The 14,229-nt window shown below is 65.4% G+C and carries 15 protein-coding genes; 9 read left to right on the plus strand and 6 right to left on the minus strand.

The annotated features are described in order from the left end of the window. Positions 1 to 65: 65 nt before the first annotated feature. The 3 genes from ACO1XS_RS02525 (at position 66) to ACO1XS_RS02535 (ending at position 2,511) form a co-directional block, all read left to right on the plus strand. Positions 66 to 1,355, plus strand: coding sequence for a THUMP domain-containing class I SAM-dependent RNA methyltransferase (locus tag ACO1XS_RS02525; RefSeq protein ID WP_440561705.1), 1,290 nt, complete (start codon positions 66 to 68; stop codon positions 1,353 to 1,355). A 226-nt stretch (positions 1,356 to 1,581) separates the two neighbouring features. Continuing rightward, positions 1,582 to 2,022, plus strand: coding sequence for an Hsp20/alpha crystallin family protein (locus tag ACO1XS_RS02530; RefSeq protein WP_486389958.1), 441 nt, complete (start codon positions 1,582 to 1,584; stop codon positions 2,020 to 2,022). A gap of 69 nt (positions 2,023 to 2,091) precedes the next feature. Next, the gene (locus tag ACO1XS_RS02535; RefSeq protein ID WP_486389959.1) at positions 2,092 to 2,511 is read left to right on the plus strand and encodes an Hsp20/alpha crystallin family protein; all 420 of its coding nucleotides are present in this window, start codon (positions 2,092 to 2,094) and stop codon (positions 2,509 to 2,511) included. A gap of 103 nt (positions 2,512 to 2,614) precedes the next feature. Here the strand turns inward: ACO1XS_RS02535 and ACO1XS_RS02540 are convergent, their stop codons facing one another. Further along, the gene (locus ACO1XS_RS02540) at positions 2,615 to 4,714 is read right to left on the minus strand and encodes a putative bifunctional diguanylate cyclase/phosphodiesterase (RefSeq protein ID WP_486389960.1); all 2,100 of its coding nucleotides are present in this window, start codon (positions 4,712 to 4,714) and stop codon (positions 2,615 to 2,617) included. A gap of 328 nt (positions 4,715 to 5,042) precedes the next feature. On the opposite strand from ACO1XS_RS02540, the gene ACO1XS_RS02545 reads away from it, so the two are divergent. Both ACO1XS_RS02545 and ACO1XS_RS02550 read left to right on the plus strand, forming a co-directional pair. After that, entirely contained in the window at positions 5,043 to 5,444 is a 402-nt protein-coding gene (locus ACO1XS_RS02545) for a VOC family protein (protein ID WP_254366727.1), read from the plus strand. A gap of 135 nt (positions 5,445 to 5,579) precedes the next feature. Next, the gene (locus tag ACO1XS_RS02550; protein WP_331571000.1) at positions 5,580 to 6,269 is read left to right on the plus strand and encodes a helix-turn-helix transcriptional regulator; all 690 of its coding nucleotides are present in this window, start codon (positions 5,580 to 5,582) and stop codon (positions 6,267 to 6,269) included. A gap of 72 nt (positions 6,270 to 6,341) precedes the next feature. Here ACO1XS_RS02550 and ACO1XS_RS02555 read toward each other — a convergent pair whose 3' ends face one another. The 3 genes from ACO1XS_RS02555 to ACO1XS_RS02565 are packed head-to-tail and all read right to left on the minus strand — an operon-like array spanning position 6,342 to position 9,276. Beyond that, positions 6,342 to 7,796 carry an NAD(P)(+) transhydrogenase (Re/Si-specific) subunit beta gene (locus tag ACO1XS_RS02555; RefSeq protein WP_331571002.1) on the minus strand — a complete coding sequence of 485 codons (1,455 nt, stop codon included), beginning with the start codon at positions 7,794 to 7,796 and terminating at the stop codon, positions 6,342 to 6,344. Next, a complete protein-coding gene (locus tag ACO1XS_RS02560; RefSeq protein WP_331571004.1) occupies positions 7,797 to 8,114 on the minus strand; it encodes an NAD(P) transhydrogenase subunit alpha part 2 in 318 nt (105 codons plus the stop codon). A gap of 10 nt (positions 8,115 to 8,124) precedes the next feature. Beyond that, complete coding sequence (locus tag ACO1XS_RS02565) at positions 8,125 to 9,276, minus strand: Re/Si-specific NAD(P)(+) transhydrogenase subunit alpha (RefSeq protein WP_331571006.1); 1,152 nt, start codon at positions 9,274 to 9,276, stop codon at positions 8,125 to 8,127. Positions 9,277 to 9,485: 209 nt separating this feature from the next. On the opposite strand from ACO1XS_RS02565, the gene ACO1XS_RS02570 reads away from it, so the two are divergent. Beyond that, positions 9,486 to 9,974 (plus strand): NUDIX hydrolase, encoded by a 489-nt coding sequence (locus tag ACO1XS_RS02570; protein WP_331571008.1) that lies wholly within the window; start codon positions 9,486 to 9,488, stop codon positions 9,972 to 9,974. A gap of 20 nt (positions 9,975 to 9,994) precedes the next feature. After that, positions 9,995 to 11,134, plus strand: a complete 1,140-nt coding sequence (gene mnmA / locus ACO1XS_RS02575; protein ID WP_331571010.1) for a tRNA 2-thiouridine(34) synthase MnmA — start codon at positions 9,995 to 9,997, stop codon at positions 11,132 to 11,134. Here the strand turns inward: mnmA and ACO1XS_RS02580 are convergent. Both ACO1XS_RS02580 and ACO1XS_RS02585 read right to left on the minus strand, forming a co-directional pair. Next, on the minus strand, positions 11,032 to 11,805 hold the full coding sequence (locus ACO1XS_RS02580; RefSeq protein ID WP_486389961.1) for a hypothetical protein: 774 nt from the start codon (positions 11,803 to 11,805) through the stop codon (positions 11,032 to 11,034). The two genes, mnmA and ACO1XS_RS02580, sit on opposite strands and share 103 nt — an antisense overlap. Next, on the minus strand, positions 11,802 to 12,413 hold the full coding sequence (locus ACO1XS_RS02585; protein WP_331571014.1) for a glutathione S-transferase family protein: 612 nt from the start codon (positions 12,411 to 12,413) through the stop codon (positions 11,802 to 11,804). Before ACO1XS_RS02585 ends, ACO1XS_RS02580 begins: the two co-directional genes overlap by 4 nt. Positions 12,414 to 12,605: 192 nt before the next feature. Between ACO1XS_RS02585 and ACO1XS_RS02590 the strand changes: the two genes are divergently transcribed. After that, complete coding sequence (locus ACO1XS_RS02590) at positions 12,606 to 14,003, plus strand: aminopeptidase P N-terminal domain-containing protein (RefSeq protein ID WP_331571016.1); 1,398 nt, start codon at positions 12,606 to 12,608, stop codon at positions 14,001 to 14,003. Then, positions 14,000 to 14,229: FAD-dependent oxidoreductase (locus tag ACO1XS_RS02595; protein ID WP_486389962.1), on the plus strand; the 230-nt coding region annotated here is incomplete at its 3' end. The genes ACO1XS_RS02590 and ACO1XS_RS02595, both read left to right, overlap by 4 nt.

Consider the following 14,229-nt stretch of genomic DNA (forward strand, 5'->3'; position numbering starts at 1 on the left):
GGCAGGGCGCCGGAACGCATGGATGAGGCGCGTACAATGGCGTCTTTGAATTACGCCTGTGCCTTATGTCCACCCCCACGCCGTTCGATTTTTTCGCCCCTTGTCCGCGCGGGCTCGAAGCCGCGCTTGCCGCCGAGCTCGCGGAAATCGGCGCTCGTCTGCAAACGGCTGGCGCTGCCGCCCCGTTCGAAGCCGGTGCCCAAGTGCCTGGCGGCGTACAGTTTCGCGGCGGCTGGGCGGTCGGCATGGCGGCCAATCTGCATTCGCGCATTGCGAGCCGCGTGCTGCTCAAGATCGCCGAGCGCTCCTATCGCAACGAACAGGACGTCTATGCGCTTGCTGCGGAGCAGCGCTGGGAGACCTGGTTTTCCGCGAACGAAACGCTGCGCGTGGACGTCACCGCGATCAAATCGCCGCTGCGCAGCCTCGAGTTCACCACGCTGCGCGTGAAGGATGCGGTGTGCGACCGTCTGCGCAGCGTGAGCGGCGCGCGTCCGAGCATCGACACGGCACAGCCCGACGTCCGCGTGTCCGCGTTTCTGACCGCCGATCTTTGCACCCTTTATCTCGATACTTCGGGAGAACCGCTGTTCAAGCGCGGTTGGCGGCTCGACAAGGGCGCCGCGCCGCTGCGCGAGAACCTCGCCGCGGGCATCCTGCGCGTGGCGGGCTGGACGCCGGGCACGCCGCTTTACGATCCGATGTGCGGCAGCGGCACGTTCCTTGCCGAAGCGGCGCAGATGTCGCTCGGCATCGCACCCGGCGTCGAGCGCCGCTTCGGTTTCGAGAAGCTGAAGCAATACGACGTCGCCGCCTGGCAGGCAATGAAAGTCGAGGCGATGGACGCCAAACGCGCGGCACGGGCATCGAATTCGGCCGACCTGCGCATCTTCGGCAGCGACATCTCGGGCGACATGCTGGAGAAGGCTCGCGCAAACCTCGAACGGGCTGGGTTGCCGTCGATCTCGCTCAAGCAGCTCGACGCGCGGGCGATCACGCCGCCGATCGCGGCCCCTGGTATCGTCGTCGCGAATCCGCCCTATGGGGAGCGGCTGACGGTACGCGGCCGTGGCCCGCGCGGGGAACTGCGGGAGCCGCGTGAAAACGCGGAAGGTTTTCGCCGCGCTCACGAAGAGACGCCCGATGCCGAGTTCTTTCAGGCGTTCGGCGATGCACTCAAGCAGCGCTTCGCGGGCTGGAGCGCTTTCGTGTTGACGGCGGATCGCAAGCTTCCCGGGCTCATGCGCCTACGCGAATCGACGAAGACGCCGCTTTTCAACGGTGCGCTCGAGTGCCGGCTCTTTCGCTTCGATCTCGTCACGGGCAGCGTGAAGTCGCGGCCAGCGCGCGATTAGTGCTTCCCCGCCCCTCGATGCGATAGGGGTCAGGGAACGCCATTCGTCGCGCCTGCGCCCCTCTTGAAATCTCCACTTTCTGCACTATCTTAGGTTTCGCTCAGGCAGTCGCGGTTCACGCGCTGCGTGTTTCGATTTGTTTGTCAGCGGGCTTCCTCGCGGACGGATGGACTGGAGCGCGTAGTCCGGTCCAGTTCCGTGCGGGCCCCCCGGAAAGGAGCCAATCATGAGCGATCTTTTCTTCGACGCCAATCTGCTGGGCGAGCTCGATCGCCTGCAACGGCAGATGACGAACCTCTTCGCGGGGTTCCCCTCGAGTCTGCGCGCCACGCGCTTCGACGCCTTCCCTCCCATCAACATCGGCACGACCGACGAATCGGTCGAGATCGTCGCATTCGCGCCGGGGCTCGATCCAGCAACGATCGAGGTTTCGATCGACAAGGGTCTGCTCACGATCAGCGGCGAGCGCAAACGCACCGAGCCGGAATCGTCCGACGAGACACGCGTCTATGCCGAGGAGCGCTTCGTCGGCGCATTCCGGCGCGTCGTGGAACTCCCGCAGCACGCCGACCCGGACAAGGTCAACGCGCGCTACGTGGACGGGTGCCTGTCGATCAGCGTCGGCAAGTCCGAAGCGTCGAAGCCGCGTTCGGTCACCGTGCAATAAACGCGGCGACGCACGAAACAGCGAATTGGACCGGTGGGGCGACCCGCCCAAGGCATTACGGAGGACATCATGAATGACACAACCAAGCTGGCCACCCAGGCCGCAGGGAGCAGCACGAGCGTGACGAAACCGGGGAACGGACAGACCGCAACGCGTCAAGTGCGCCTCGCGCCGGACGTGGATATCTTCGAAGACCGTCATGGCATTACGCTCTATGCAGATTTGCCGGGCGTACCGCGCGAAAAACTCGATGTGCGCGTCCAGGACGGCAGTCTGACGATCGAGGCGGAAGCGGTCGTGCCGACCCCGGCCGGCTTGCGTCTACAGCACGCGGAGATACGCCACCCGCACTTCGCGCGCGCGTTCACGCTGAGCCCGGACTTCGACGTATCGCGTATCGACGCACAACTGCGCGACGGCGTACTGAAGCTGACGATTCCGCGCCGCGACGAAGCGAAGCCGCGGCGCATCGAGATCAGCGTCGGCTGATCGGCGGTTGGCCGCTGCATTTCCGTGCTTTGCGAACCGCGCGACGGTGGTATCGCGCGGTTGCGCGTGCGGTCGCTGGCCGATGAGGGTTCCGCAGCCGCCCTCATTCTGCCGGCGTGACGCACGCGCCCCCGGCGGTGACGATTCGGTCGGCAACGGAACGCAGGAACGCAGGAAGCTCGACGGCGGTTAAAGGCCGGCTCAACAGGAACCCCTGCATCTGATCGCAGGCAAGCTCGCGCAACGTCAGGAACTGCGACTCCGTCTCGACGCCTTCCGCCACGACTTCGATCTGCAACGCGCGCGCGAGTGTCATGACGGCCGACAGCAATGCGCTGCCGCGCCGGCCGCCGGCGACGAGATCGCGCATGAACGAGCCGTCGACCTTTATCTGGTCGAACCTGAAGCGCTGTAGATAGGCGAGGCTCGAGTATCCGGTGCCAAAATCGTCTATCGCGACGGTATAGCCGCGCGACTGCAGCGCTTCGATCGTGCGGCTCGTCTTCTCGATGTTCTGCATCGCCGTCGTTTCCGTGATCTCGAACATCAGGCGACGGGGATCGACGCCGGCTGCGCCTATCAGCGTGTCGATCCGGGCCACCAGGTCTTGCACGTTGAACTGGATCGGCGAAAGGTTCACCGCCACACACACCGGGGGCAGCCCTTGCGCATCCCATAGCGCGATATTGCTGCAGACCTCCCGCACTACCCAGTCGCCGATCCCGACGATGAGGCCAGAGCGTTCCGCGATGGGAATGAACTCGAGCGGAGGAATCTCGCCGAGTTCGGGATGGCGCCAGCGAATCAGTGCCTCCACGCCCGTCACCGATTGCGACGCAACGCTGAACTTCGGCTGAAACGACACGCTGAGTTCGCCGCCCGTCAACGCACGATGCAGATCGCGTTGCAGAATCAGCGATTTGAGGGTGGTATGGTTCATCTGCGGCTCGAACACCCGGAACGTGTTGCGCCCGCTTTGCTTCGCGACGTACATCGCGGCGTCCGCACTGTGCAGCAGTTCGCCGGCATTGCTGCCGTCACGAGGATAGAACGCAACGCCGACGCTTGCGCTCACGCGCAGCGGCAATCCGTTGACGTCGATCTCCTGGCTTAGCCGCCGCAGGACGCCATTGGCAAGCGCCTCGGCGGACGACGGCTCGATCACGTGCTCGACCACGATCACGAATTCATCTCCGCCGAGCCGGGCGACCATGGCGGTCGGGGGGACGTCCTGGCGTAGACGCTCGGCGCACGCTTTAAGCAGGTCGTCGCCGACGCTGTGGCCGAGCGAATCGTTGATCGACTTGAAGCCGTCGAGATCGATGAAGAGCACGGCGAATGGCGATTCTCTGCGCGAGCATTCGGCGATCGCCTGCGCGATGCGCAACGAAAGTTGCTGGCGGTTCGGGAGATTCGTCAGCGCGTCGTGCGTACCGAGGTAATGCAGTTGCCGGTTCGCGCGCCGCAGCGAGATCGAGAGGCTGCTCGTATGGAAGCCAAGCAATGCGAGTGTGCCGACCAGCACGGTGAACGATGTCGCGGTGACGATGAGCGCAAGCCAGCGCGCATCGAGCTTGCCGACGGAGAGGCAAATACTGCCGGCGGCGAAATCGGCCGCGCTCATGCCGACATAATGCATTCCGGTGATCGCGAGCGCCATGATGAAGGCTGCGCCGAGCCGCTTGACCACGACGTTCTGCACGTCCGATGCGCGCAGTGTGAAGGCGAGCCAAAGCGCCGCCATCGAAGCGGCGATCGCCACGCCCACCGACAGCGCGACTCTCCAGATCGTGTAGGCGATTCCCGGCGACATCTGCATCGCGTGCATGCCGGTGAAGTGCATCGCGGCCACGCCGATGCCCATGACGGTCCCTGCAATGCACAGGCGCGCGCTCGACAGCACGCCGCGGCTCGCCGTGGCAAGCGCAATCAGCGACACGCCGATCGCGAGGAACAGCGACGCTGTCGTGGCGGCCAGATCGTAGCCAACCTCGACGGGCAGCGAGAACGCGAGCATGCCGATGAAGTGCATCGACCAGATACCCACGCCCATCGACACCGCGCCACCCGCGAGCCATAGCGGCCGCCGTTTCGCGCCCGCGAGCGTATTCAGGCCGCCGGACAATTCCACTGCCGTGTAGGACGCAAGGAATGCAACCACCAGCGACAGGCAGACCAGCAGCGGGTTGTAGACCCCGGTCATCGGCTCTCTCTTCGTTAGTATCAGTCAGTCTCGTGCGACTGTGTCTTGGTGCGGTTCAGCCTCAAAGGGTCGCACCACATCTGCGCGCGGCGCACTGTATCCAGATTGTTGTATCGACAAACTGGCGGATTACTTTATCCGTAACAACCGCACCCCGATGGGTGCCGCAGCGATGCAACGGAGACCGCCATTGCCGGACCTCGACATCCGGACGGCCTCGCCGCCGCCTCTACTGACAGAACGCTGTCAGCAGCACCGCCTCAGACTGTCTCTCACGCGCCGTCCGGCGCACTGTCCGGCACACCGCCGCCCCCCGATGGAGACTGTCATGACCGCTGTCGCTGCTGCCACTCGCGTTATCGCCTGGTTCGAACTTCCGGCCGTCGATCTCGAACGCGCCGCCCGTTTTTACGAAGCCGCGCTCGGCATCGAATTGAACCGTGAAGTCGTCGGCGGGGTGCCGATGGCAGTATTCCCTCACGAAGACGGTGCAACCGGCGGTTGCATCGTCAACAACCCCCAGCAGTTGCGGCCCGCTCAACCCGGTGACGGCGCCCTCGTCTATCTGAATGCCGAACCGTCGTTGCAAGCCACGCTCAAACGCATCGAAAAAGCCGGTGGCAAGCAGGACGGCTCGCTGGTCGAGCTGCCGAACGGGTATGGCTACATCGGATTTTTCATCGACTGCGAGGGCAACCGGGTCGGTCTTCATTCGCTCGAACTACGCTGATGCGTGCCAGGCGCGGCCGTTCACTCCGCGACTGACGGGTGACGGCCCGCGCTATCATCGCGCCATACCGAGCCCGGGCCACCGGCCCGGCCTCGCCCTGGGCCATTTCGCTACCGTTAGCCGAGTCCGTCCGCCATGAGTCGCCGAGCCGACCGCCTGTTCCAGATCGCCGAGTTGCTGCGCGGGCGGCGCCTGACGACGGCGCAGCAACTCGCGGAATGGCTTGGCGTCTCGCCGCGCACCGTTTATCGCGACGTTCGAGATCTGCAGCTATCGGGGGTGCCGATCGAAGGAGAGGCGGGCATCGGCTACCGGCTTTCGCGCACGGCAAGTCTGCCGCCGCTCACCTTCACGCCCGACGAACTCGCGGCACTGGCAGCCGGCGCCCGCATGATCGAAACCTGGGGCGGCGCGGGTCTCGCGGCCGGTGCCCGCAGCGCGCTCGCGAAAGTGGCTTCGGCCATGCCGGCCGACAAGCGCGCGACACTCGAGCGCCTTGCCGTTTTCGCGCCCTCGTATCACATCGATCGCCAGTTCTCGCAAAACGTCGATGCGCTCCATCGTGCCGTCGATACCCGACACGTCGTGAGCTTTTCGTACCGGGACAAGAAAGGGGCGGAGACCGAGCGGCGCATCTGGCCGCTCAGCCTCGTCTATTGGGGTGGGCAATGGACGGTCGGGGCATGGTGCGAACTGCGTGAAGACTTCCGCAATTTCGACATCTCGCGCATGGTCGATGTCACGCCGCACGAGGGGTTTCCCGATATGGCAGGCCGGCGGCTCGCCGATTACCTGCGGCACGTCGAAGCGCCCTCGTCGGCATGATGTCGAAGGGCGTACGCGCCGAAGTGCGGCGGCCGAGCTATGCGCACGACAGACTCGGCCGTACCCCGCATCTCAGTCGACCGACTTCACCATATCCTCGATGACCTTCTTCGCGTCGCCGAACACCATCATCGTCTTGTCCATATAGAACAGCTCATTGTCGAGCCCCGCATAACCGGCGGCCATCGAGCGCTTGTTGACGATGACGGTACGAGCCTTGTAGGCCTCGATGATCGGCATTCCCGCAATGGGCGACGCCGGGTCGTTCTTCGCCGCGGGATTCACGACGTCGTTGGCGCCCAGCACGAGCACGACATCGGTCTGGCCGAACTCGTTGTTGATGTCCTCCATTTCGAAGACGAGGTCGTAGGGCACCTCGGCCTCGGCGAGCAGCACATTCATATGCCCCGGCATACGGCCAGCGACAGGGTGGATCGCGTAACGGACATCGACGCCCTTCTCGATGAGCTTGTCGGTCAACTCCTTGAGCGCATGCTGCGCACGCGCGACGGCAAGACCGTAGCCCGGCACGATCACGACGTTCTCCGCATTGCCGAGCATGAACGAGGCATCTTCGGCCGACCCAGACTTCACGGGCCGCTGCTCGGCCGGGCCGCCCGCCGCGGCCGCGCCCGGTTCGGCGCCGAAGCCGCCCAGCAGTACGTTGAAGAACGACCGGTTCATCGCGTGACACATGATGTACGAGAGAATCGCACCGGACGAGCCGACGAGCGAACCCGCCACGATCAGCATCGCGTTGTTCAGCGAGAAACCGATGCCGGCCGCCGCCCATCCCGAGTACGAGTTCAGCATCGAGACGACGACGGGCATGTCGGCCCCGCCGATCGGAATGATGATGAGCACGCCGAGCGCGAAGGCGATCAGCGTCATGATGATGAACGGCAACCACGACTGCGTGAGAAAGAAGATGATGCCGAAGCCGAGCATGCCGAGCGCGAGCATCAGATTGATCAGATGCTGGCCCGCATAGACGACGGGCGCGCCTTGAAAGAGTCGAAACTTGTACTTGCCCGAGAGCTTGCCGAACGCAATCACCGATCCCGAGAACGTGATGGCACCGACGAACGTGCCGATGAACAGCTCGATCCGGTTGCCGAACGGCAGATAGCCCGCATAGGGCGCATCGGGCGGCACGAGCCCGAACGCGGCCGGCTCCGACACCACGGCGTACGCAATGGCGACTGCTGCGAGACCGATCAGCGAATGCATCGCGGCAACGAGTTCGGGCATCTTCGTCATTTCGACGCGAGCCGCCACGAACGCCCCCACCGCGCCGCCGACGACGAGCGCGGCGAACAGCAGCCCGAGCCCGAGCGCGAGGTTCGAGCCCAGCAGCGCTGCTTCTCTGACGATCAGCGCAACCGTGGTAAGGATCGCAATCGCCATCCCGGCCATGCCGAATGCATTGCCCGCGCGTGCGCTCTTCGGATTCGAGAGGCCCTTGAGCGCCTGAATGAAACAGACGGAGGCGACGAGATACAGGAGCGTAACGACGTTCATGCTCATTTACGCACCCTCCTTCGCCAGTTTTTTCGGTTCTTTTCTCTTGAACATCTCGAGCATGCGCCGTGTCACGAGAAAGCCGCCGAACACGTTCACTGCCGCGAGCAGCACGGCCAGCGTGCCGAAGAACTTGCCGGCACCGCCGACGGTGAGCCCCGTCGCCAGCATCGCGCCGACGATCACGATTGCCGAAATCGCATTGGTCACGGCCATGAGCGGGGTATGCAGCGCAGGCGTGACGTTCCAGACCACGTGATAGCCGACATAGACGGCCAGCACGAAGATGATCAGATTGATGACCGTGTGATTGATGATTTCCATCGCCGGCTCCTTAGGATGTGCGCGTGGTCGCACCGTCGCGGGCAATCAGCGTTGCCGCGACGATGTCGTCGGTCAGGTCGATGTTCAGCGCGCCTTCTTTCGTCACGATCAGCTTGAGGAAATCGAAGAGGTTGCGCGCGTAGAGCGAGGATGCGTCGGCGGCGACCATAGCCGGCAGGTTCGTGTGACCGACGATCGTCACACCATGTTTCGTCACGACGCGGTCGGCCTCCGTCAGCGGACAATTGCCGCCGCGCTGACCGGGGCGGTCCGCCAGCTCGGGGCCGCGCCCTGCCGCCAGATCGACGACAACGGACCCCGGCCGCATGGCCTTGACCGTCTCCTCCGACAGCAGCGTCGGCGCGTCCCGTCCCGGGATCAGCGCGGTCGTGATGACGATGTCGGCAAGCTTGGCGCGCTCGTGGACCTGCTGCGCCTGGCGCGCGAGCCAGCTGGCCGGCATCGGCCGCGCATAGCCGCCAACGCCTTCGGCCGCATCGCGCTCTTCCTGGGTTTCGTAAGGCACCTCGACGAATTTAGCGCCGAGCGATTCGATTTGCTCCTTGACGGCCGGCCGCACGTCGGACGCCTCGATGACCGCACCCAAGCGCTTCGCCGTGGCGATCGCCTGCAGCCCGGCCACGCCCGCACCGAGCACGAGCACGCGCGCGGCCTTGACCGTGCCCGCGGCCGTCATCAGCATCGCCATGAAACGCGGATAGAGATCGGCCGCAACGAGTACGGCTTTGTAGCCCGCGATATTGGCTTGCGAGGACAGCACGTCGAGGCTTTGTGCGCGCGTCGTGCGCGGCGCGGCCTCGAGCGCGAACGCGGTGACGCCGGCTTCGGCCAGGCGCGCGGCATTTTCGGCGTTGAACGGTTCGAGCATGCCGACTACGACGGCGCCGCGCTTCATCATCGCGAGTTCCGCCGGCTGCGGCGATTGCACCTTGAGGACGAGTTCGGCGCCGAACGCGGCGGCCGCGTCGGCAAGCTCCGCGCCCGCGGCGGCGAACGCGTCGTCGGTCAAGCTCGCGGCACTTCCCGCTCCGCGCTCGATCGTGACACGATGTCCGGCCGCGACGTACTTCTTGACCGTCTCGGGCGTCGCGGCCACGCGCGCTTCATGCGCGCGCGTTTCGGCTGGCACTCCGATGTGCATCGTTCAATCCTCCTCACCTTCTCGTTCATCAAGCAAAGCGAAGACAGGCCGACCACGCACGCCGGCTCCATCTGTCGAGATACACGGCTGACACGGCTGATTCGAAGCGACACTTTAACCGAACTTGCGCCGGCTGACGAAAATCGGTGCGGATCGCTCGCCGGGAGGTGCCGAGCGGCCGCATCGCGCATTCGGTAAAATGCGCTGCTATGAAAAACGAACGCTGGGCGCCGCATGTGACGGTCGCGGCCGTCATCGAGCGCGACGGCCGCTTTCTGATGGTCGAGGAGCGCACGGCGGACGGCCTGCGCATCAACCAGCCGGCTGGCCATCTCGAGGCTGGCGAGACGCTGCTTCAGGCGGCCATCCGGGAAACGCTCGAGGAAACGGCGCACACGTTCGCCCCGCAAGCGCTCGTCGGCGTCTATATGACGCATATCGACAAACCTGGCAGCGGCGCAACGTACCTGCGCTTCACGTTCTGCGGCACCTGCAGCGCCGAGCCAGCGCGGCGCGCGCTCGATGAAGGCATCGTGCGTGCGCTCTGGCTCACGCCCGAGGAGCTGCGTGCCTGTCGCGAGCGTCACCGGACGCCGCTCGTCTTGCGCTCGCTCGACGATTACCTCGCCGGCCAGCGCTTTGCGCTCGACCTTCTGCATACGCATTCGGTCGGACCGCCGGTCGCCGACGCGCCATGAACCCGATAGCAGTGAATTCGATGAGCAAGCAAAAAGTGGTGGTGGGTATGTCGGGCGGTGTCGATTCGTCGGTGACCGCCTGGCTCCTCAAGGAAGCCGGTTATGACGTCGTCGGCCTTTTCATGAAGAACTGGGAGGACGACGACGACAGCGAGTACTGCTCGACGCGGCAGGACTGGATCGACGTCGTCTCCGTCGCGGACCTGATCGGCATCGATGTCGAAGCCGTCAACTTCGCGGCGGAATACAAGGACCGCGTGTTCGCCGAGTTCCTGCGCGAATATTCGGCCGGCCGCACGCCGAACCCCGACGTGCTCTGCAACGCGGAGATCAAGTTCAAGGCGTTTCTCGACCATGCGATGTCGCTCGGCGCCGAGACGATCGCGACGGGCCACTACGCGCGTGTGCGCGAAGCCGATGGCCGCTTCGAGCTGCTCAAGGCGAAAGATCACACCAAAGACCAATCCTATTTTCTGCACCGCCTCGATCAGGCGCAGTTGTCGAAGACGCTGTTTCCGCTCGGCGACACCCCCAAAACGCAGGTGCGCGCGATCGCCGAGCAAATCGGGCTGCCCAATGCGAAGAAAAAGGATTCGACCGGTATCTGTTTTATCGGCGAGCGGCCGTTCCGCGAGTTTCTGAACCGCTATCTGCCTACGCGGCCGGGACCGATGATGACGCCCGAGCGTGTCGTCGTCGGCGAGCACATCGGTCTGGCCTTCTATACGTTCGGACAGCGCAAGGGAATCGGCCTCGGCGGCAGCAAGAGCGGCAGCGGCGAGCCATGGTTCGTCGCCGGCAAGGACATGGCGACGAACACGCTTTACGTCGTGCAGGGCCACGATCATCCGTGGCTGCTCTCGGAGACGCTCGTCGCGGGCAATACGAGTTGGGTGGCAGGCGCCGCGCCCGACGATGGCGCGCGGCTCGGCGCCAAAACGCGCTACCGGCAAGCCGACGCCCCATGCACGTTCAGCGTCCAAGGCGGGCCGCAACAGTTCTCGCTTGGCTTCGATACCCCTCAGTGGGCCGTGACGCCGGGCCAGTCGGCGGTGCTCTACGACGGCGATGTCTGCCTGGGCGGCGGCATCATCGAACAGGCCGCGGCCACGGCGTCGATCGCCACCGATATCGCAACAAGTACGACGAGCGCCGCATAAACGCCGCCCGCATTGAACTGATGCAGCGAACGAACGATCAGAAAGCCGATACCGCGGCCCGGGACAAGGCATTCGGCGAGCACGGCCGCGGTGAGTGCAAGTTGGCACCGCAGGCGTAAGCGCGACGACGTTCGAAGCGACCCGCGCGCATCGGCCATGGCTGTCGCGAACACGGCCAGCGCGGCGAACACAGCCTTGGGCACCCATCCGCTTGCGCCGCTCAGCCCCATCGCGAGCGCCGCGGCAATGCCGATACCGACGGCGGGCTGCGCGATGCCGGTCCCGAGCCGCAGTATCCGGCCGCGCATCGAATCCGCCGGACAAGCTGCAACAGCCAGCGCGGCAGCCAACGAGCCGCCCGCCACCCCGGCGGCCGTCTCGCCGAGCGTCAGGCCGATGTGTACGGCCAATGGGCCGCGCGACGTTGCGCCATGCCACCAGTCGAAAAGCTGATACGCAATGACGGACGGCTGCGAGACGAAGAACGGGTCGACGAGACCGCGCCGCGCGGCGAACTCCCACGCAAGCACGAGCAGACCGAGAAGTATGAGGAAAGCGAGCACCGCACCGGCCATCCCCCGCCCGCTCAGCGCAGGAGCGTGCCGAGCCGCGGCCAGATCGGTGCGCTCGGGCGAGCGCTCATCGTGCGGGGGCGCGTCGGGTAGATTCAAGCGGGAATCGTATCGATGAACGACTGCCGCTGCGAAAGCTTCGCGAAGTGCTTATCGAGATTCGAATGTTTTTCGCGCCAGCCAAGCTCCGGCATCCGGAAATCGAGGTAGCCGAGTGCGCAACCGACCGCCACATCGGCAAGCGAAAAATGATTGTTTGCGCACCACGGCTTGCCGGCGAGCCCTTGCGACATGGCACCCAGCGCTTCGTCGATCTTGCGTCGCTGGCGTGCGACCCACCCTTCGCTGCGCCGCGCCTCTTCACGCTGCGTGGCCTCGAGGCGGATCAGGACGCCGGCATCGAGTACGCCGTCAGCCAGCGCCTCCCAGCAGCGGACTTCGACGCGCTCCCGGCCCGATTGCGGAATGAGCCGGCCAACCGGCGACAGCGTATCGACATACTCGCAAATGACGCGGGAATCGAACACGGCCTCACCGTCCTCCATGAGGAGGCAAGGAACCTTGCCGAGCGGATTGAACGTATGAATAGTCGTCTCGGGTGCCCAGACGTCTTCGAGCACCAGTTGGTAGTCGATCTTCTTTTCGGCCAGCACGATGCGTGCTTTGCGCACATACGGGCTGGCCAGCGAACCGATTAGTTTCATCATCTGCGTTTCTCAGGTGTGCGACGGAGAGTATAACGTTGCCAACGATCATAACGGCGGACAGCGTTGCGGGGATATCGGCCCGATCGGCCAGGCCGGCGCCTGTCGGCGGAATGCAACACACCGGCTGACGCGCGCGCCGCGCCGCGCCGGCGCCACGCCATCGAGCCGCCGTTTGGGCGCTACAATCTCACGATGAATCCACCGACCGATCCCCCCCTCGCCGTTGCCGTCTACCGCGAACGCCGTGAGCGCCTGCTGGCTGCCCTGCGCGCGGCCGGCGGCGGTGTCGCCGTCGTACGGACGGCGCCGGAACTCGCGCGCAACCGCGATACCGACTACCCGTACCGGCACGACAGCTACTTCTACTACCTCACCGGCTTCACCGAACCGCAAGCGTTCATCGTGCTCGACGCGGAGGCTCGCGACGACGAGCCGGCCAGTCTGCTTTTCTGCCGCCCCAAGAACGCCGAGCGCGAAACCTGGGAAGGCTTTCACTTCGGCCCCGAGGCCGCGCGCGACGCGTTCGGCTTCGATGCGGCATTTTCCGTCGACGAAATCGATACCGAGCTGCCGCGCCTGATCGCCGACGCGCCGGCGCTGCATTACCTGTTCGCGCAATCGGGCGAACTCGACGGCAAAATTCGCGGATGGCTCGACGCCGTGCGCTCGCAAAGCCGCAGCGGCATCGCCGCGCCCGTGGCGCTCGTCGATCTCACGCCGAAACTCGACGACATGCGGCTCTTCAAGGATCCGCACGAGGTCGCGATCATGCGCCGCGCCGCGCAGATCTCGGCCGAAGCCCACCGGCGCGCGATGTCCGTATGCCGGCCCGGCATGACCGAGTACGAGCTCGAGGCGGAGCTGCTCTATACCTTCCGGCGCCGCGGCGCGCAGGGCCCCGCCTATGGCTCGATCGTCGCGGCGGGCGCCAACGCCTGCGTGCTTCACTACCCGGCCGGCAATGCGGTGTTGCGCGACGACGAACTCGTGCTGATCGACGCAGCGTGCGAGCTCGACGGCTACGCCTCCGACATCACACGCACGTTTCCCGCGAACGGGCGGTTCTCCTCGCCGCAGCGGGAGCTCTATGACATCGTGCTCGCCGCGCAGCAGGCCGCCATCGATACGACGCGCCCGGGCGTGAGCTTCGAGGCCCCGCATGACGCCGCCGTACGCGTACTCGCGCAGGGGCTGCTCGATACCGGCATCATTGCGCGCGAGCGCTTCTCGTCGGTCGACGACGTCATTGCCGAGCGCGCCTATGCGCGCTTTTATATGCACCGCACCGGGCACTGGCTCGGCATGGACGTGCACGATTGCGGCGATTACCGCGACCGCGGCGCCCCGCGCGATGCGCAAGGCGCCTTGCCGTGGCGCACGCTCGCGGCCTCGATGACGCTCACGATCGAGCCGGGTCTCTATATCCGCGCGGCCGAGGATGTGCCCGAGCGCTACTGGGACATCGGCATACGGATCGAGGACGATGCGGTCGTGACCGAGACCGGCTGCGAGCTGCTGTCGCGAGACGTGCCCGTGCAAGCCGACGAAATCGAGGCACTCATGCTTGCCTCGCGGACCGCTCAGCCATGACAGCGCAATCGACGACAAACGGACCGACCGGATCGGCAGATTCGGCCGAATCTGCCGAAGCGGCCCAAGCCGCGCGCGAGGCGGGCGATCCTGACTTCGACGTGGCGATCGTCGGCGCGGGCCCCGTCGGCCTTGCGCTCGCCGCCTGGCTTGCCCGGCGCAGTGCAAGTGCCGGACTCGCCGTCGCGCTCGTCGACGCACGGGAGCCGGAGGATGCGACAAACGA

It is taken from the genome of Trinickia sp. (genome assembly GCF_057351765.1).